Source organism: Bacillus sp. 275 (genome assembly GCF_001999205.1).
Taxonomy (GTDB): Bacteria; Bacillota; Bacilli; order Bacillales; family Bacillaceae; genus Bacillus; species Bacillus velezensis.
Genome location: NZ_CP019626.1, coordinates 780968 through 800662 on the forward strand (window position 1 = coordinate 780968; position 19695 = coordinate 800662).

General features: G+C 47.3%; 17 protein-coding genes. 4 read left to right on the forward strand and 13 right to left on the reverse strand.

The features are described from left to right. Positions 1-81: 81 nt before the first annotated feature. From BZ167_RS03275 to BZ167_RS03310, 8 genes are all read right to left on the reverse strand, one after another. Positions 82-1575 carry a UxaA family hydrolase gene (locus BZ167_RS03275; RefSeq protein WP_060675172.1) on the reverse strand — a complete coding sequence of 498 codons (1494 nt, stop codon included), beginning with the start codon at positions 1573-1575 and terminating at the stop codon, positions 82-84. After that, positions 1572-3017 (reverse strand): tagaturonate reductase, encoded by a 1446-nt coding sequence (locus BZ167_RS03280; protein WP_061861393.1) that lies wholly within the window; start codon positions 3015-3017, stop codon positions 1572-1574. Before BZ167_RS03280 ends, BZ167_RS03275 begins: the two co-directional genes overlap by 4 nt. A gap of 75 nt (positions 3018-3092) precedes the next feature. Further along, positions 3093-4091, reverse strand: coding sequence for a LacI family DNA-binding transcriptional regulator (locus BZ167_RS03285; protein ID WP_061861392.1), 999 nt, complete (start codon positions 4089-4091; stop codon positions 3093-3095). Positions 4092-4167: 76 nt separating this feature from the next. After that, the gene (locus BZ167_RS03290; protein WP_053573479.1) at positions 4168-5553 is read right to left on the reverse strand and encodes an MFS transporter; all 1386 of its coding nucleotides are present in this window, start codon (positions 5551-5553) and stop codon (positions 4168-4170) included. A gap of 24 nt (positions 5554-5577) precedes the next feature. After that, positions 5578-6975 (reverse strand): glucuronate isomerase, encoded by a 1398-nt coding sequence (gene uxaC, locus BZ167_RS03295; RefSeq protein WP_099686864.1) that lies wholly within the window; start codon positions 6973-6975, stop codon positions 5578-5580. Between the two features lie 172 nt (positions 6976-7147). Next, positions 7148-8326 carry an NAD(P)/FAD-dependent oxidoreductase gene (locus BZ167_RS03300; protein ID WP_014417508.1) on the reverse strand — a complete coding sequence of 393 codons (1179 nt, stop codon included), beginning with the start codon at positions 8324-8326 and terminating at the stop codon, positions 7148-7150. A gap of 39 nt (positions 8327-8365) precedes the next feature. Further along, positions 8366-8782, reverse strand: coding sequence for a DUF1641 domain-containing protein (locus BZ167_RS03305; RefSeq protein ID WP_003154908.1), 417 nt, complete (start codon positions 8780-8782; stop codon positions 8366-8368). Positions 8783-9168: 386 nt separating this feature from the next. Beyond that, positions 9169-9666 (reverse strand): cupin domain-containing protein, encoded by a 498-nt coding sequence (locus BZ167_RS03310; protein ID WP_015417270.1) that lies wholly within the window; start codon positions 9664-9666, stop codon positions 9169-9171. A 129-nt stretch (positions 9667-9795) separates the two neighbouring features. Here BZ167_RS03310 and BZ167_RS03315 point away from each other — a divergent pair, with 129 nt between their 5' ends. The 3 genes from BZ167_RS03315 to BZ167_RS03325 are packed head-to-tail and all read left to right on the forward strand — an operon-like array spanning position 9796 to position 12306. Beyond that, the gene (locus BZ167_RS03315; RefSeq protein WP_077391937.1) at positions 9796-10779 is read left to right on the forward strand and encodes a DMT family transporter; all 984 of its coding nucleotides are present in this window, start codon (positions 9796-9798) and stop codon (positions 10777-10779) included. A gap of 26 nt (positions 10780-10805) precedes the next feature. Then, positions 10806-11543 (forward strand): ABC transporter ATP-binding protein, encoded by a 738-nt coding sequence (locus BZ167_RS03320; RefSeq protein ID WP_039251831.1) that lies wholly within the window; start codon positions 10806-10808, stop codon positions 11541-11543. Between the two features lies 1 nt (position 11544). Then, positions 11545-12306, forward strand: a complete 762-nt coding sequence (locus tag BZ167_RS03325; protein WP_061861388.1) for an ABC transporter permease — start codon at positions 11545-11547, stop codon at positions 12304-12306. A gap of 25 nt (positions 12307-12331) precedes the next feature. Here BZ167_RS03325 and BZ167_RS03330 read toward each other — a convergent pair whose 3' ends face one another. Then, a complete protein-coding gene (locus BZ167_RS03330) occupies positions 12332-13150 on the reverse strand; it encodes a uroporphyrinogen-III synthase (RefSeq protein ID WP_015417266.1) in 819 nt (272 codons plus the stop codon). A gap of 175 nt (positions 13151-13325) precedes the next feature. On the opposite strand from BZ167_RS03330, the gene BZ167_RS03335 reads away from it, so the two are divergent. Continuing rightward, entirely contained in the window at positions 13326-13511 is a 186-nt protein-coding gene (locus BZ167_RS03335; protein ID WP_053573476.1) for a DUF8096 family protein, read from the forward strand. 42 nt (positions 13512-13553) lie between these two features. Here the strand turns inward: BZ167_RS03335 and BZ167_RS03340 are convergent, their stop codons facing one another. The 4 genes from BZ167_RS03340 to fdhF all read right to left on the reverse strand — a co-directional run bounded on the left by BZ167_RS03340 (position 13554) and on the right by fdhF (position 19655). Further along, a complete protein-coding gene (locus BZ167_RS03340) occupies positions 13554-14738 on the reverse strand; it encodes a macrolide family glycosyltransferase (RefSeq protein ID WP_061861387.1) in 1185 nt (394 codons plus the stop codon). Next, a complete protein-coding gene (locus BZ167_RS03345; protein ID WP_077391938.1) occupies positions 14735-15955 on the reverse strand; it encodes a cytochrome P450 in 1221 nt (406 codons plus the stop codon). The genes BZ167_RS03340 and BZ167_RS03345 overlap by 4 nt, the downstream gene beginning before the upstream one ends. A gap of 207 nt (positions 15956-16162) precedes the next feature. Continuing rightward, a complete protein-coding gene (locus BZ167_RS03350) occupies positions 16163-16705 on the reverse strand; it encodes a helical membrane plugin domain-containing protein (RefSeq protein ID WP_012117344.1) in 543 nt (180 codons plus the stop codon). Further along, positions 16698-19655, reverse strand: coding sequence for a formate dehydrogenase subunit alpha (fdhF, locus tag BZ167_RS03355; protein ID WP_077391939.1), 2958 nt, complete (start codon positions 19653-19655; stop codon positions 16698-16700). Before fdhF ends, BZ167_RS03350 begins: the two co-directional genes overlap by 8 nt. Between the last annotated feature and the right edge of the window lie 40 nt (positions 19656-19695).

The window sequence follows — 19695 nt, forward strand, 5'->3', positions numbered from 1 at the left end:
TATAGATATTCACAATTCATCAAGAGGCAAAACGATAAGTCAACGGCGAAAAGGCGGTCTGTTGTCAGATCGCCTTTTCCCTTATAATGTCACACCGGACTTAAAGATTGCAAGCTCCCGAAAATCGTTTTTTTCGTTATTGACGAATTCTCCGCTTGCAACTTTGATGATGTATTGAATAAAATCTCTTATAATGTGATCTTCTGTTGTTTGGTCTTCCGCCAATCTCCCCGCGTTGTAATCAATCCAATGAGGCTTTGATTGAAATAAATCGGTATTTGTTGATACTTTCACAGTCGGGACAAATGTGCCGAACGGCGTGCCTCTTCCGGTTGTAAACAAAACGATGTGACAGCCCGCCGCGGCGAGCGCTGAAGAAGCGATTAAATCATTGCCGGGCGCACTGAGCAGTGTCAATCCCTTTGTTTTCAGTGTTTCACCGTATGTCAGCACATCAGAAACCGGTGCAAGACCGGCTTTTTGGGTGCAGCCGAGCGACTTGTCTTCGAGCGTTGAAATGCCGCCTTCCTTATTCCCTGGTGACGGGTTTTCATAAATCGGCTGCTCGTGCTTCATAAAATATTGCTTGAAATCATTGATCAATCGGACTGTTTTATGAAACACTTCTTCACTCGCCGCACGCTGCATGAGAATCGTCTCAGCGCCGAACATCTCAGGCACCTCCGTTAAGACCGTGCTCCCTCCCTGTGCAATCAAGTAATCTGAAAATCTCCCTAATAAAGGGTTTGCGGTGATGCCGGAAAAACCGTCCGACCCGCCGCATTTCAATCCGATGCTCAATTCTGACAGCGGAATCTCCTCACGTTTATCTCCCTTTGCCGCAAGGTGTATTTCTTTAAGAAGCGCAGTCCCCGCTTCAATTTCATCTGTAACAGCTTGTGATTCGAGAAATTTCACACGATCTCCGTTCACTTCAGAAAGGGTTTCCCTAATCGCCGCCAGCTCATTATTTTCACAGCCGAGCCCTAAAACCAGCACACCGCCCGCATTTGGATGGCCGATGGCGTTTATCAGCATTTGTTTCGTATTCTCATGATCATCGCCAAGCTGGGAGCACCCGTATTGATGCTTTAAAACCAGCACATTATCAAAGGGAGCGATGTCTTTCGTCTCTTTTACGAAGCGCTGCAGGATTTTCTCAGCGACGCCGTTTACGCAGCCGACTGTAGGCACGATCCACAGTTCATTCCGGACGCCGGATGTACCGTTTTCTCTTCTGTAGCCTTTAAATGTCCGGTTCTCATTTGTAAAAGGATTGTCCTCGAAGCGCGGTGAATACGTGTATTCTTGCACATCGGATAAATTCGTTTGCAGATTATGGGTATGAATATGCTCGCCGGCCGAAATCCGCCTTGTCGCACGCCCAATCGAAAAACCGTATTTAATGATGCTGCCGTTTTCTTCAATGGTTTGCAGCGCGATTTTATGCCCCCGCTTGACAGGGTCCTTCACTTCAATCGTCAGTCCGTCTGTATGCAGCCGCTCTCCTTTGTTAAAATGGCGCATGGCGAGAAGCACGTTATCGTTTTTATGGATTTTTATGACCTCTTTCATTTCACTTCCCCCTTTTTTCCGCAGCATTCATGTAACGCATGCTTCATACCCCGCTTATGAATGACAGACAGAAAAAAAGCCGTTCGTTCAGTCAGCCCCGGAAGATGATTCAGATTCTTCCCCCACAATCGCTCTTCTCCTAATATGGCAGATGCCGCTTGAAACATATCATCTTTGCAACGGGACCGCGCCATTTGAAAACGGTTAAGAACCTGCTCGCCGTCTGCCGGTTTGTTCGGTCCGTTCCAGTATGAATAGATCATGGCGCTGAACGAAAATACCAGCTTCTCAGGCAGCCGGCCCTCCTGTTCGATATAAGCCCTCAGCGTCGGCAGGTTTCTTGTTTTGAATTTCGCGGCGGCGTTAAGGGTAATGCTTTGCAGATAATGGTGGATATAAGGGTTTTTAAACCGCTGTAACACGTCTGCCGCGTATTGGGTGACACCCTCTATTTGCAGCACAGGGAGGATTTCTTCATTGATCAGCTCTTCAATGAATCTGCCCGTCACCTCGTGCTCAGCCGCTTCCCGGACGGTTTGCAGTCCGTATAGTAAAGCCACTGGCGCCAATGCCGTGTGAGCGCCGTTTAAGATTCTCACCTTTTTTGTCCTGTAAGACGTAAGGTCAGATGTGATCATTGCGTTCAGCCCGGCCTCAGCAAAGGGAAGCTCATTCTGAAGCTGTTCCGGCCCTTCTATCACCCACAAATAATAATGCTCACCAACCACAAGCAGACGGTCTTCGTATCCGAGAAAATCGGTAAGTTCTTCCGCGGTATCAACAGGAAATCCGGGAACAATCCGATCCACGAGGGTATTGCAGAAGATGTTCGCGTCATGAATCCATTGAGTAAAATCAGGTTCCAGCTCCCACAGCCCGGCATATTGAAGCACGGCCGCCTTCAGTTTCCGGCCGTTTTCTTCGACCAGTTCACATGGAAGCACTATACACCCTTTCTCGGCGTCACCCGCAAATGCCTTATAGCGGAAATAAAGGAACGCCGCTAATTTCCCGGGGAATGTTTTTTGAGGTCTATCCTCGAGCCGGTCGCCTTTCTCAAACGTAATTCCCGCTTCCGTCGTATTGGAAATGATAAAACGAAGATCCTCTTGTGCTGCCAGCCGTTTAAAGGAATCATAGTCAGAAAAAAGATCAATGCCGCGGCTGATGGATTTGACGATCATGTGTTCTTCAGCCGGTTTTCCGTCCTTTATCCCCTGCAAAAAAAGCGTAAATAAACCGTCCTGCTCGTTTAAACGTTTGATTTTCTCAGAGCCTCTCGGCTGTACGGCGACAACGCTTCCGTTAAAATCCGTCAATTGATTCAATTGATCGATCTGCCAGTCAGCGAAAGCCCGCAAAAAGTTGCCTTCACCGAACTGAAGGACTTTTTCAGGATATTGAATGTATTCGCCGCACATCTTTTTATTCAGCTGCTGCAAGCTGTCCGCCTCCTTCTGTATTTATGCACACGTTAACATTTCTCCGTGTGAAAACCCGGATAATCAGACGGGCCGTTATGTGAGTTTTTTAATGGAATCTCTTATCATCACCTCGGTGTTTTCGTATATTTTTTCCGCCGCCGTATCCGGGTCGGCGATTAGCGCCAAAATCTTCTCTGCGCCAAGTATGCTGATGTTTTCAACCGGGCGTTTTACTGTCGAAAGCCTCGGCGTCATGTATTGGGAAATGCCGATGTCATCAAACCCGATAACGGATATATCTTCCGGAACGTTCAGGCCCTTGGCGAAAATGGCGTTCATCGCCCCGATCGCCATATCATCGTTTGAACAAAAAACAGCCGTAGGCGGTGATTGAAGCGCCAAGAGTTTTTCCATCGCCTGACTGCCGCTTTCCATATCATAGCGGCCTTTTACACTGTATTCATGCTTAATCGGAATAGAATGATCAATTAAAGATGTCAAATAGCCTTCTTTCCGCTGAGAAGTTGACCTGAATCCTTCCTTTCCCTCAATGATCGCGATATCTCTGTGTCCGTTTGCGATCAGGCAGTCGACCGCCTGTCTGGAGCCTTCTTTATCGTTTGACAGGATATTCGTGATGTTCCGGTCATCAATGTCCCTGTTCAGCACGACAAGCGGGATGTTTTTCTCGCGGATATGATAAATAAATGAATTATCACTGTCGCTTTGGCTCATTAAAATGATTCCGTCATATCTCATGGGCGTGATGGTTTCAAAGCTTTTCAGGTCGTCAATCGCGCGGACGAACAAATTGTATTCCTCACTGATTGTGCGGTTTACACCTTTGATGGTATCGGAAAAAAAGCTGTGTGAGGTTCCGTTTGTGATGCTTGTAAAAAACAGCCCGATCGTATGGGACTTTTGCATGGCAAGGCTTTTTGCATTTACATTCGGTGTGTAATTCAGCTGTGAAGCGAGCTCTAATATTTTCTGTTTTGTATGCTCTTTAATGTAGGGGCTGCCGTTAAGTGCCCGGGATACGGTTGTGTGGGATACGTTGGCGAGTTTTGCGATATCTTTTATGGTTACCATCGTTTTTCCTTTCTTTCTGTATGCTGTCATTTATTTCTATTGTACCATTAACGGACAGTCCATAAAATCACTAAAGTTAAGGTTTTGCATGATGTAAGTCCTGAACGAGCTCGGCATGCTGCCGGTCCGTCAGTTTATACATTAAACCGATAATCAGCATGGCGCACGCTAAAGCGAAAGCCGGGTACAGCAGCAGAAGCCCTTTAATCCCGATCAGCGTGCCTTTTGTCTGAGATGCATTCGGGATATAGCCGATAACGCTCAGCCCGATGCCTGAAAGAAAACCTGATAAAGATTGGGCGAGTTTTCTGGAGAAGTTGAAAAGCGAATATGTCGTCGCCTCCTTCCGTTCACCCGTCTTCCATTCCCCGTAATCAATAATGTCCGACACAAGCGCCCACGTAATGCCGTTTGGTATGCTGATCCCGATAAAAGCAATGCTCGCTAACGCCGTAAAGATAAATACGTTTGACGGCAGACAGAAATTCAGCGCATCAGCCGCGGCGCTGACGGCGAAACCGATCATCACCGTTTGCTTTTTTCCGAAGCGTTTGACGAGTTTCGGCATAAACAACACACCTAAAAATGAAGAACCGATGATGATAAAACTCATGTAGGACATCAGCTCCGCATTGTTGAGATTGTACTGGGCGAAGTAAACAAGCATAGCGGATTTAATGTTGTATGCCGATATTGAGAAAATCGTCATGAAAACGACGGTCAGAAGCGGTTTGTTGCCGATAAAGCATTTGAAAACCGACATGACGGACAGCTTTTCTTTCGGCGCTTCACGGACGATAATTCTTTCTTTGCAGTTTCGGTAGCAGATCATAAATCCCGCGATTCCGATTACGGCCATCATTCCCATGACTGCCGGGTAGCCGATGTGAACGTTATCAAAATGAACAAGAATCGGGATGACGATGACACTTGTAATGAGCAGCGCGCCGAGGGAGCCTATCTGGCGGAATGCGGAAAGCGCCGTTCTGTCCTCCGCATCCTGTGTAATGGCCGCGCCGAGGGAGCCGTACGGAATATTGACGAAAGAATAAGCGATCCCCCACAGCATGTAAGAAGCATAGGCGTACACAAGCTTCCAGGTGACGCTCACGTCCGGTGACACAAAAATCAATACGGTCATGACCGCAAGAATAATACTTCCGAATAATAAGTACGGCCTGAATTTCCCCCGGGGTCCGATCTTTTTTCTGTAGTCAATGGCCGAGCCGACAATCGGATCAGTCACAGCCGCAAACAGCTTGCTGACCAAAAAAATACTGCCGGCGAACGCTGCCGGAATGCCTGCGACATCTGTGAAAAACTTCAGCAAATAGATCTGCCCGAGATCAAACATAAATCCGTTCCCAAAATCTCCAAAACCATAGGATACTTTTTCTTTCAGACTCAGCTTATGCTCCTTCACTTTTGCGGCAGGTGCTGTCACGACAGGCACATTACTCATAGGCCACCTCTTTCATTCCATTTTTTAAAAGCGGAAATATTCCTCAGCATTCCGGTAACAAATCCCCTCGACAATCTTTCCTAAAAGCTCCATATCGTAAGGCGCTTCGCCTTGTTCCGCCCAGCCGCCGATCAGCGTGCAGACAAGCCGCCTGAAGTATTCATGGCGGGGATAGGACAGGAAACTTCTTGAATCCGTCAGCATCCCGATAAAACGGCTGAACAGGCCCATGTTTGATAACGCTTTCATTTGTTGGAGCATTCCATCTTTCGTGTCATTGAACCACCAGGCTGTGCCGAATTGAATTTTCCCCGGTGTTTTCCCATCCTGAAAGCTGTTGATCATGCTGGCGATAATATAGTTGTCATTCGGATTTAAAGAATACAAAATCGTTTTAGGCAATTGCCGCTTTTTTTCGGCGGAATCTAACAGCCGGGCAAGCGGTTTTGCGATACGTTCATCATTAATTGAGTCATATCCCGTATCAGGACCGAGGCTGCTGAACTTATTTGTATTGGTATTTCTTAACGCGTTTATATGGAACTGCATCGCCCAGTCCAGTTCGGCGTAAAGACCGCAAAGATATTGCAGCGTCCGTGTTCTGAATTTCTTTTCATCTTCAAAAGACACATGCTCTCCGCTTAATCCGGCTGCAAAAATCCGGGCCGCTTCCTCTTCGGTCGTCTCGGCATAAACCATTTGATCTAACGCATGATCCGACACTCTTCCCCCGGCATTGTGAAAAAAGCGGACGCGGGATTCTAACGCATCTAAATACGATTGGTAGGTGGTGACAGCCATTCCGGAAGCGCTCTCCAGCGAACGGACCCAATCGGCAAAACCCGGGCTGCTGATGTCCAGTCCTTTGTCAGGCCGAAATCCGGGCAGCACTTGAACCGGAAAATCACTTTCTTTCAACAGTTCGTGGTATGTCAGCGCATCGGCAGGATCGTCGGTTGTGCAAATGACTTTGACATTTGATTTCAGAATGAGATCCCTTGCGCCAAACCCGTCTCCCTGCAGGAGCTCATTCGTTTTTTTCCAAATTGCCGCGGCCGTTTTTTCATTCAATACGTCATAAATGCCGAACCAGCGCTGCAGCTCTAAATGCGTCCAGCTGTACAGCGGATTGCCTATCGCCATCGGCACCGTTTTTGCCCAGGCGAAAAACTTCTCTTCATCTGAAGCGTTTCCGGTAATGCAGCGCTCTTCAATGCCGTTGGCCCTCATGATCCGCCACTTGTAGTGGTCACCGTAAAGCCATGCCTCCGTAATCGTTGCGAAGGTTTTATTTTCATAGATTTCCTTTGGGCTTAAGTGACAGTGATAATCAATGATCGGCATGTTTTCGGCGTATTCCCTGTACAGCTTTACGGCCGTTTTACTATCCAGTAAAAAATCATCACCCATAAAAGCTTTCACACTTTCATCCTCCCTCTTAAAAAATGTTAACGTTAACAAAATGGTTCTTTTTTATTTTAGCTTCCTCTTTCTCACATATCAATCATTTTATTTTATTTTTCAGAAAATTGTATCCGTTAAAAAAAGACACTGCCGAGAAAGTCCGGCAATGTCTTCTGTGTGATCTTAAGAATTAGTAAGCGAGGCTGAATAATCCTTTGATATGTGTTAAATAACGTACGTTACTTGCTTCTTTCATTAAAGATGCCGGAAGACCTTTCAGCGGAGTAGAGTTCGCTCCGATGATGGCAACCGCGTCTTTACGTCCGAGGCTTGCAAGCGTACCAGAGTTTACAGGCTTGAATGTTTCAAGCGTTTTTCCTTCTAAGTAAGCGAACAGGTTGTAACCGACAAGTTCACCCATCTGCCAAGCGATTTGCGCTGTCGGCGGGTACGGACGGCCGTCCGGCGCAAAGTATACTGCGCTGTCTCCGACAACGAATACATCTTCATGAGAAGTAGATTGTAAGAAATCGTTAACCGTCGCACGGCCGCGGTTCACTTCAAGGCCGGATTCGCCGACTAACGGGTTGCCTTGTACGCCGCCTGTCCATACAAATGTGTTGGCAACAACTTTTGAACCGTCTTTCAGATCAATAACGTTACCTTCAACATTTGTAACAGGAAGACCTGTTAAGAACTCAACGCCGCGTTTTTCAAGACTTTTTGTCGCGCGTTCGATAAGATCATCAGGAAGAACAGGAAGAATTTTCGGACCTGCTTCTACTAATTTCAGTTTGATTTCTTTCGGATCTACGCCGTATTTTTTCGTAAGGTTCGGCATGATGTCAGCAAGCTCACCGACAAGCTCGACGCCTGTTAAGCCGCCGCCGCCGATAAGGATTGTTGCATCAGCTTCGTTTTTCGTTTTAGCGTATTCACGCACACGGTCTTCCACGTGTTTGTATACTTTGTTGGCATCAGCAGCAGATTTCAGCACCATGCTGTTTTCTTCGAGTCCAGGAATGCCGAAATAAGCCGTAACAGAACCAAGTCCGACAACAAGCGCGTCATAAGTCAGCTTAGAACCGTCAGAAAGGGCAACTTCTTTCTTATCAACTGAGAAAGAATTGACTTCTGCGATTTTAATGTCGACGTCTTTTCCTTTCAGAAGTTTTTCAAGCGGCATAGCAACAGCCTGTTCAGACACGTTGCCGGCTGCAAGGCGGTGCAGTTCCGTGATGATTTGGTGAGTCGGGTATTTGTTCACAACGGTTACGCGTGCTTCATCTTTACTGTAATGTTTGCGAACGGTTAAAGCAGAAAGAACTCCGCCGTAACCAGCGCCTAAAATGACAATATGTTTTGACATCGTATATCCTCCGTCCTTTATATCAATTTGAATCTGAGATTATTTTTGTTTTTCGTTCATGATTTCAAGATAGCTGTTAGCAAAACGGAACAGCTTTTGAGCTTGAGGATCTTTCAGCATGCGCAGCAGGCCGAAAAGTCCGATCGTTTCATTGCTTGCATCCGCGCGGTCTTTTGCTTCGATCGCAGTAGCCGCAACTTCTTTCGCTGTTTCTTTCACCGGCTCAAGAATTTCTGTAAGCGCACCCACTGTATCGCTCTTCAATACTTCGTCTGTCGCTACAGACTGTGCAAAATCATAAGACTTCGTTAAAATATTTACTAACTCAGTCAGTTTTGGAAGCTGATCCACTAAAACAGTCAGTGATTCTTGAACTTCAGGTTTTAGCAGCTGATCAATAAGATCGCGTTGGCCTTGGCTGACAGATGCATTTGTTTGATCGATTGTTTCTGGCATATCCGATTCTCCTTTACTATAAGCAGTATGCTGATTTTTTTGGAAAGGGTAGCCTTTCCCCCTTCATGCAGAAAAGCATGAAAAAGCAAGATTGTGAATTCATGCACAATCATTTACAAAAATAAATGTTTACTACCCAGTTTTTCACTTTGCCATATCCAGTATTATTTTTATATCAACAAAAACAATTGAATAAGTCAAAATTTCTTTTTCCTCTCTGAAAATAGCAAACATAAAAAACCCCAATTTGATTTACTCTTATATAATAACACTTTTTGAACAAAATTTGAACGTGAATTGTTTCGTTTATGAAATTATTTATATGGTGGGGGTGTAATAACGTTTCTTTTAGGCTATTTTTTTACAGACCATCCGCTTTTCCCCTGTCATTTTTCCCACAATTTTAATAGCGGGCCCGTTTTTCCCGTAAAGGGGTCGCATTCCGGGAGCGGGACACGGCTGATTTCTTCTGAAGTTCTATCATTTTTCTCCGTTTTTGTATCGTACTGCCGGCCGCCCGGATAAGCCCCGATCACGGTAAAATCAGAACTGCCCGACAGTTTTTTATGTCCGGTGCCGGCCGGAATGACCGCTGCGTCCCCCGTTTGAAGAACGGCATCCGCTCCTTGTTCCCCGCCGAACCTCAAAACCGCGTTTCCTTTTACCGCGACAAGAACTTCGTGCGTGGTGCTGTGAAAATGGTGATACGGAAATACTCCGCCCGTCCAGCTGTTCGACCAATCGTGCCGGCGGAGGACGGACTCTGCTTTCTGCACCGTTTCTTCATTAAATACCGCTTTATAAATAACAAGCGGAAGATTCGGGTTATTCGGAATGCGGCCGTCATCTTCAAAATAAAGCACTTGAATATCCTCTTTCTGCATTGTTTTCACCTCCGTATATGTCTGTTTCCCATTCATCATTTGTTAAAACGCTATTTTCTCATATTCCATTGCGAAGCCTGTCGGTGAATAGTATAGTATAAAAAAATATGTGTCAAAATGAGGGATTTAATGAAAGCCATCGTGATCGGAATATTGGCATCTCTGTTTTTTGCAGTCACATTTATTTTAAACAGGGCGATGGAGCTTTCCGGCGGAAGCTGGATGTGGAGCTCTTCCCTGCGTTTTCTTTTTATGGTTCCGTTTTTATTTTTGATCGTTTATGTGAAAGGAAAATGGGCGCCGCTCTGGCATGAAATCCGAAAAAAACCGTTTTTTTGGCTGAAGTGGAGTTTTACCGGGTTCGTGCTTTTTTATGCCCCGATTACGTTTGCGGCGGCATATGGGCCGGGCTGGCTGATCGCCGGCACGTGGCAGATTACAATTGTCGCGGGTGTGCTTCTGTCGCCGTTTTTCTACGAAACAAAAAATTCACCGGCGGGCCCGGTTTCCGCCAGACAAAAGATCCCGCTCATTTCGCTGGTTACTTCCGCCATCATCCTGATCGGAGCCGGTCTGATTCAGCTTCAGCATGCGGGTTCTCTGTCCGGCCGCACGATACTATTCAGCGTGGTGCCGGTCGTCATCGCCGCATTTGCCTATCCGCTCGGCAACCGCAAAATGCTGGAACAATACGGCGGAAAACTCGATACGTTTCAGCGGGTGCTCGGCATGACGCTCGCAAGTCTTCCGTTTTGGCTTTTGATCGCCGCTTTCGGCTGGCATAGAGACGGGCTTCCGTCAATGGGACAGACATTCCAATCCTTTATCGTCGCACTCAGCTCTGGCGTTATCGCAACAGTATTATTTTTCCGCGCCACCGATATGGTGAGGAATGAGCCGCAGAAGCTCGCTGCTGTTGAAGCGACGCAGTCCGGAGAGGTTCTTTTTGCACTGATCGGCGAAATCGTCTTTTTATCCGCGGCGTTTCCGTCACTTCTTTCATTTGCCGGACTGTTCATTATTATTGCGGGAATGGTCATGCATACATTCGCTTCCCGGCAGACAGACCAGAAAACGGCTGAGCAAACGTCAGCCAATCTCACCGGTTCCTGATTTTTTTACGAAAGGTGTCCTCCTGTATGAAAGAAGAAATTCCGGCAATATCTTTTCTGTCAGCTGGCAAACGCTTTGAACAAAACAATACGTCCTTTGATGTCCTAAGCCGTGTAACCGGACATATTCAAAAAGGTTCTATCACGGCGTTGATAGGCCCTTCCGGCGCGGGAAAAAGCACATTGCTGTCGCTGTGCAATCTGATGAATACACCTGATGAAGGGGAAGTGCTTGTATTCGGAAAAGAAATAAGGCGCTGGGACATCAGAGAGCTCAGAAAAACCGCGGGCCTTGCATTTCAATCAGCTCCCGTCCTCAAGGGAACGGTGCGGGACAACCTTCTGCTCGCAGAAAAACTCCACGGAGCACAGCACTATACGCCTGAAGAGCTCGCAGATTTTACAGACCTTCCGCGCGGGCTTCTGGATCGAAATGCAAAAGAATTATCCGGAGGTCAGCGGCAGAAGCTCTCGTTAGCGCGAACTCTCGCCGGACTGCCGTCCATCCTGCTGCTGGATGAAATCACATCGGCGCTGGACCCGTCATCTGTTCTCATCATTGAGAAACTGATTACGAAACTCCATCGGCAAAAACAGCTGACGGTCCTGTGGATCACCCATAACCTTGAACAAGCCGAACGGTTATCCGATACGGTATGGTTTATGGCTGAGGGACGGCTTTTAGAGACCGCGGAAACGAAAACGTTCTTTAAGGAACCGAAACATGAAAAGGCCCGGGCGCTTTTACAAGGGAGCGGGTGCTGATATGGATGATCTTTCACTGTTATTGACAAGTATATTTGTCATTATCGCTTTATTCCTGTCTAAATCTTTTAAAGCCGGCGTCGAAAAGGATATGATCGTCGCAACCGTCAGGGCCGTCATTCAGCTTCTCATCATCGGCTATGTGCTGTCGCTGATTTTTCGCGGTGATCACCCGATATTTATCATATTAATGGTGCTTCTCATGCTCACGGCCGCTTCGCACAATGTCTCCAAACGGAAAAAAATGCGGATCGGCTCATTTTGGCGCGTTTTTCTGACACTGGCGATCGCGGAAACCGTGACGCAGGGACTTTTACTGACCCTGCATATCATTCCGTTCACTTCAAGATATGTCATTCCGATAAGCGGCATGGTCATCGGAAACTCCATGGTGCTCTCAAGCCTGTTTTTAAACAAGCTCAGTTCGGAAGCGGATCTGCGGAAAGAAGAGATCCAACTGATTCTCTCTCTCGGAGGAACGCCTAAGCAGGCCGTCCGGCAGATATTGACGTCCAGTATGAAGCTCAGTATGATCCCGACGCTTGAAAGCCAGAAAACATTGGGTCTCGTTCAGCTTCCCGGCATGATGACGGGGCAGATTTTAGCGGGGGCTGATCCGATACAGGCGGTGCGCTTTCAGCTGCTGATCGTTTTTACAACGATGGCCTCCGCTCTTCTTACATGTATCATACTCAGCGCCTTGACATATCCTTCCCTTTTCACGGAACATTGGCAATTAAAAAAATTCAGCAGGGAAGCGTAGGCTTTTTTCCCTGCTGAATGATGGTTTATGACAAGGTCAGAGATTCATAGTAACGGGATAATTCAATAATCATCGCTCCCATCCGCTCAATGTCCGGAGCAAGGACCCTCTTTACCCCTTCATCCCGGATCGCTTCAGCCGTCACTTTGCCGACTGCGGCGGCAAGCACTTGTTTTTCGAATGCCTGCTGCAATTCTTTTGTGAACCCTTTTTCTTTTGCATAATCAAAGAGAGAACGCACTTGAATGGCTGTCGTAAAACATACGGCATCGACCTCTCCGTTTAACAGCTCTCCCAGCAGTTTATCGACCGTCTCCCTTTCAGGCGGAATATGCTGATACGGCAGAACAGGGAATACCTCCGCTCCGTTTTTCTCAAGGAACTCCGTTAAGACCGGCGCTTTTTCGCCATGAAGCTGTATCATGACTTTTTTATCTTTAAAGTCAAATCGTTCCAAGGAGCGGATCAGCCCTCTTGTTGTACCGTCTTCATCTGAGGCATGCGGCGTGATGCCGAGCTTTTTTAAGGCCGCATATGTTTTATAGCCTCTGCAGCCGATTTTCGCTTCATGAACGGCCGCTAAAAATTCTTCTTTCAGACCGATTTTTTCCGATACCGACAATAACGTTTCCGTACCGATGCCTGTGGTGAATATCACCCAGTCGGCTTTTTGCCCGGCAAATGTTCTTACGTCGGGTTCAATTTGATCCTCCGCCAGGTATACGGTTCCTTGGAGGGAACGGACGACCGCCGTTCCGCCCTGCTTTTCTATTAATCTTGTGATCTCTTCTGTTTTCCGCGAACCGCCGATGGCAATCCGTTTCCCGTTCAATCCTTTTCCCATCGCTGTTTTCTTCTTCCCTTCAGATGCCGGGCGCCCTATGGCAGGCCGTCATTTATTTCTATTATTGTTACGCAATCAGCCGGGAAAATCAAGCTATGCTCCCGTTGAATCCCCCGTGCAGTTGCTGTATCATTAACCGGGCAGAACGATTTGATTCGCGGAGGGATTTTCAATCATGGAAACAAAAAAAGAGTTCGAGACAAAAGGATACGATACTTCGGTCATTTATGAGTTCAATGAATATCCTGATGCTCACAGCGGCCGATGTGACAATTGCGACTACACGCTGTTTAAAAGCTCAGTGAAGGGCGGAAAATTTTTGAGGGAATGCCGGAGATGCGGCATGAAGAAAAACATATAACAAAACAGGCAGCCGTCTTCCGGTGCGCTGCCTGTTTCTCAATCAATTTTCGACGGCCGCCGTTTTCAAAAATTCTTCAATGGCGCAAACAGCCTGTTTGGGGCCGCCGGTTTCTTCTATTTTCTGCTGCATGCTTTTCACGCGGCTGAGGATGTTTTTATCGCCGTATACGTTTTGAACGTCTTTTTGCAAACGGGCCACAGTGACTTCTTTCGGCGGCAGATGCACGCCAAGCCCCAATTCATCCACACGCTTTGCGGTAACCTCTTGTTCGTGCATTTGCGGAACGACAACGAGCGGGACACCCGCATTCATCGCCTCCATTGTACTGTTCATCCCGCCGTGAGATACGAACAGCTTTGCTTTCTCCAGCACATCAAGCTGAGGAACGTGCTGGCGGATGATAAAGTGATCGGGGACATCCGAAAAACTTTCCGGATCAATTGTTGTGCCGACTGACATAATAACCCGCCAGTCCGAGTCCCGAAACGCGTCAATACACATCCGGTAAAATTCAGGCCAGGCGTTAAACGCCGTTCCCAGTGAGATGAGCATAAGCGGACGGTCATCGGCTGCATCAATTTCCAGACTTCCCGTATTTGTGCGTTCTCCAAGAGACGGACCCACAAAACAGAATCGTTCATCAAAGGTTTCCTGTTTCGGCTGAAAGGCCCTTGGCATAAAGACAATATTCAATTTTTCAGGCATAAAAAATTCTTCCATTGTCATCCGTTTCAATTGTTCATTTTCAATCTGCTCCTGGTATTCTTCTATCGCCTGTTTGGCCGCTTCCAGTGTTTCTTCGTCTCTTCCTAATTGAAAATACTCATTCATTGCATAGCTCGGGCAGAACTTCACGGCCGGGATGCCGCCATTATCCGCAAACAATCTTCCGGCAAGAGCTAAAAAATCAAACAGGACGATGTCAGGAAGGTCGTCTTTGTACAGCTCTTCCAGCTGCGGAAGCACTTCAACCGCTTCTTCCAGAAACATCACAAACGCGTCATTTTTATTTACCCGTTCTTTTATCGTCTCCGGGTCCGCCTTTATGCTTGTGCGGTATAAAACGGGAATGGCGCCCGTTTTGGCAACGGAAGCTTCGAATTCCTCAGTCGTAGCGAATGTCACTTTATACCCGCGATTGACAAGTTCCTCGGCTACGGGCAGCGTGGGATTGACATGACCGTGAGCGGCCACATTAATAATGGCGATATGTGTTTTTCTCATCTTTTTTCTTCTCCCTTATTTTCGTTTATCTCCGCTTCTAAAGACTCCAGCCCGTACATGACACTGTTTCGGATCGGCTCAATCCGAACAGGCTCAAGGTGTGAAAAGGCTTTTACAATTCCTTTCAGCGCGACTTCCGCTTCAAGTCTGGCAAGCGGAGCGCCTAAGCAGAAGTGTACGCCGAATCCGAAGGAAAGGTGCGGATTCGATTGGCGATGAATATCAAATACGCCCGCCTTCTCAAATTTGTTTTCATCACGGTTGGCAGATGCAACGTAGCAGAGAACGATCTCCCCGCTCTTCAAGCGGCGTCCGCGCAGTTCAGTGTCGTGCCGGACCGTCCTTCTGACAAACGGAGCGGGAGCGCGAAAACGCAGCGTTTCTTCCATCGTTTGCGCGATGAGAGAAGGGTCCTGTCTCAGCTCTTCATAAAGGCCGGGCGTCTCTAATATGCTGTAAACCGCATTTGAAATGAGATTAGTCGTTGTTTCATTTCCCGCCACTAAAAGCAGGTTGCAAAACGGGATCAGATCTTCTGCCGTGAGCTTCTCTCCCTCTTCTTCCTCTTTTATCAAAATAGAAATAATGTCTTGGCCGGGCTGTTTTCGTTTGCTTTCTATTATTTCCGCAAAAAACGCCGCCAGCTCCGCCTCACATTGGTCACGTTCCTGCTGATTTTTCTCCGCCGCTTCAGGGCTCGCATCTTTCGGCATGCTGACGAGAATGTCCGACCATTTTTTAAACTGATCCATACGTTCGGACGGAACGCCTAATAATTCTGAAATCACCATGACCGGCAAAGGGTAAGAGAGATCTTTAACGATATCAATCCGCCCTTTGTTCTTTGCCTGTTTCAGGAGATGATCGGTAATGTCTTTAATTCTCGGCTCCCATTCCTTCAAGACGCGGGGAGTGAAAGCGCGATTGACGGCGGATCTGATTTGGGTATGCTTCGGCGGGTCCATATTCAGCATGGACTTTGCAATCGAGCTTTTCACATCAGTCATGAGGCTTGAGAACGTCTCTTTATCACTGATGACTTTTTTGACATCATCGTATAAAAACACACTCCAAACCTTCGTTTCTTCATCAAAGTGTATAGGGCTTTCCCGTCTCATTTTTTCGTACCAAGGAAAAGGGTTGTATACGTCCAGGCCGTTTTTTCCTTTCATCAGGGTTCTTTGGATGGCTTGTCTCGTGCTCCTCAGCTTACTCATGTTTCATCACTCCTGATTGTTTCATATTTGAATAGTTGACGTACCTTGAATTTTATCCTAGCACATATTTTCAATTTTTTTCTATTCATAACCTTAACTATTAACATAACACAACAAAAGTCATGAATCCGGAGGTGAAATTTCTCCCAAGAAAACAGCAGAGGCGCACAAAAAACCCGAGCCTTCGGCCAGGCTCGGGAGATATGTTCACTCATTCGTCTGCGGTTTCTGGTGCTGCTTTTGGTCTTCAGGAGGCTGCGTATTCCTTTCCATATCGTCCGTATCAGCGCCCATGCCTTTCAGGAAAGAAAACAGCAGAGTGACGGCCTTGTTGATTTCCGGGTCTTTTAAAGCGCGGACGATATCAAAATACCCGGTCTTCCTGCCGCTGTCTTTTTCCTCGACGGCCTTTGTGACCCCCGCATTGATTTTAACGATAAACGGCTCAAGCTGTTTTACATCGAGCATGCCGAGAACGCCGCTTAACAGCAGGAGATTTTTCAGCATATTGGCCGTTTCCGGAGTATTCGCCTTCTTCACGAGGATATCCATCACTTTGTCTCCCTGGCCGAAGAGCCCGCGCAGAAGCGCCAAAACGCCGCGCTCGTTCATGTGCTGAAGAATGTGCAGAGATTCCAAAATCGCGTCTTTATTTCGTAAAAGAGCCGTCTCGATCTCTTCTAAGTCCTTTTTTCGTTTGTCTTCTTCTGTGACGGTCTGTTTTCGGATGCCGCTGATTGCTTTAGCCATTTTGCTGTTTCCCCCTTTTTACGGCGTCTCCCGGAAATACATAATCTTTACGCGCCCATTTCCGATCAACCCGGACACCGATCTGCGGCTGCGGGTTTCCGTAACGGAAATTGATTTTCGGAAGCGGATTAACGCCTTCTTTTTTCAAAATCTCCATCTTCGCTGATGTTTCTTTATAAGCCGGTGTATCGGTATCCTTATCCGCATAGCTGCTTGTCAAAAGGTTAATGGCGGCGTCTTTTGAATCGTTCATCGGAAGATAGACTTGTTTGCCTTTTACCCTGTCTGTGATGACGCATTTGACTTTCACATTTCCGTACGGTGATGTCAGACGGACAAGCGTTCCGTCTTCCAGCCCTCTTTCTTCGGCGAGTTCGGGCGAGACCTCAAGGAACACACTCGGTGTTTTTTCGGATATTCCTTTTGACCGGTAAGTCAGATTCCCTTCGTGAAAATGCTCGAGCAGCCGCCCGTTATTCACATGGATATCATATTCTTCACCAAATTCTTTCGGCTCGGTCCACTGAACGGGATATAGAATCGCTTTGCCGTCTGAAAACGGGAACTTATCCGTAAATAAAAGCGGTGAATCGGTTCCGTCCGCTGCAACCGGCCATTGCAGTGAATTGTAGCCTTCGAGACGTTCGTAAGTGACGCCTGCGTAGAGCGGCGAAAGCATTGCCGCTTCTTCCATAATGTCTGCCGGATGTTCATAGTGCCAATCAGCGCCCAGACGGTTGGCGATGTCCGTAATGATCTGCCAATCAGGCTTTGAATCGCCCAGCGGTTCAAACACTTTGTAAAGGCGCTGCACCCTCCGTTCCGTATTCGTAAACGTCCCTTCTTTTTCAAGGCTCGGGCTTGCCGGAAGCACGACATCGGCGAACTCGGCCGTACGCGAAAGAAAGATATCCTGCACAACGAAGAAATCAAGCTTTTCAAATGCGGCATGAACATGGTTAATATTGGAGTCGACAAGCCCCATTTCTTCTCCTTTTACATACATGGACTTCAGTTTTCCTGAGTGGATGCCTTCGATCATTTCATGATTTGTCATTCCGATTTCTTTCGGCAGGTCTGTTCCCCACCCCTGTTCATACTTTTTACGGGCTTTTTCATCCGTTACTTTTTCATAGCCGGGGAAGCTGTCAGGCATACTGCCGAAATCACTGGCTCCCTGCACGTTATTATGGCCCCGAAGCGGATATGAGCCTGCGCCGGGCTTGCCGTAATTTCCGGTCACAAGAAGCATATTGGAAATGGCCGTGCTCGTATCACTTCCTCCGATATGCTGGGTGACACCCATCGCCCACAGTGCGCACACGCTGCCGGCTTCATGAATCATCCGGGCCACTTTGATTAAGGTATCCTTGTCCACACCGGTATGTTTTTCCGCATATTCCATTGTATAAGGTTCAAGGCTTTTCACGAATTCATCTAATCCGTTCACTCTCTCCTTCAGAAATGCAGTATCCGCCAAATCGTGATCAAGCAGATATTTCGATACGGCATTCAGCCAGACAATATCTGATCCGGCACGCGGCTGGAAAAACACATCGGAGCGCTCGGCCATTTCATGTTTTCGCAAGTCAGCGACGACGAGCTTCTGTCCGTGCAGTTTATGAGAACGTTTAATGCGTGTGGACAGAACGGGGTGAGACTCAGACGTATTTGAACCGATTATCAGCACGAGCTCAGCTTTTTCTATATCTGTAATCGACCCTGAATCACCGCCGTATCCGACCGTTCTGAACAATCCGGCCGTGGCGGGAGACTGGCAGTAGCGTGAGCAGTTGTCGACATTATTTGTGCCGATGACGGCTCTTGCAAGCTTCTGCATCACGTATGATTCTTCATTCGTGCATTTGGAAGATGTGATAAAGGCAAGTGCGTCAGGGCCGAAATGTTCTTTTATATCGGTAAATTTATCAGCGATCAGCTGCAGCGCTTCATCCCATTCCGCCTCCCGAAACGAGTCTCCTTCCCGGATAAGCGGTTTGGTAAGGCGCTTTTCACTATTGACGAAATCCCAGCCGAATTTCCCTTTCACACACGTCGAAATGCCATTTGCTGGGGCCTCGGCCTGAGGCTCGACCTTTAAAATGTCTCTTCCTTTCGTCCATATATCAAAACTGCAGCCGACACCGCAGTATGTGCATACGGTTTTCGTTTTTTTGATTCTTTCATCCCGCATGGCCGATTCCATGTCCGATATGGCCAAAATCGATCCGTATCCGGTTTCGACGCCTTTTGTGATGTCAATCATCGGCCGAAGCGTCTCTTGGTTAATGCCTGTTAAATACCCCGCTTCGCCTTCCATGCCTTTTTCCATCATGGCATTACACGGACATACCGTCGAACAATGTCCGCAGGAAACACATGATGATTCATTGATCGGCACATCCTGATCCCAAATGACCCGCGGGCGTTTCCGCTCCCAATCAATGCTTAACGTTTCAGTTACCTGTACGTCCTGACAGGCCTCGACGCAGCGTCCGCACAAAATGCACTGGTCGGGATCATATCGGTAAAACGGATTTGATTCATCTTTAGGATACGGTTTTTGATCGAACGGAATGCTTTGATGATTGATTTTCATTTCCTTTACGGTATTATGTACTTCGCAGCTCCCATTGTTGTAATCACAGACCGTGCAGTACAATTCATGGTTGTGCAAAATGTTGTCCATGCCGATAATCTGCGCTTTTTTTACATCGGACGAAAGCGTATCGATGACATCTCCGTCCTTTATTTGCGCGGAACACGAACGCACCAGTTCCCCGTTAACATTGACGATACAGGTATCGCACGTTTCAATCGGCCCGAGACTCGGGTGATAACACACGTGCGGCACGTCAATTGAACTATTGTTCAAAAGCTGCAAAACGGTTTGGCCGTTCGGCGCTTCCATTTCAACCCCATTGATTGTAACCTTCTTTGTATCAGCCATTTTCTCTTCCCCTTTCTGTACCCCTCTATACATCCTCTAT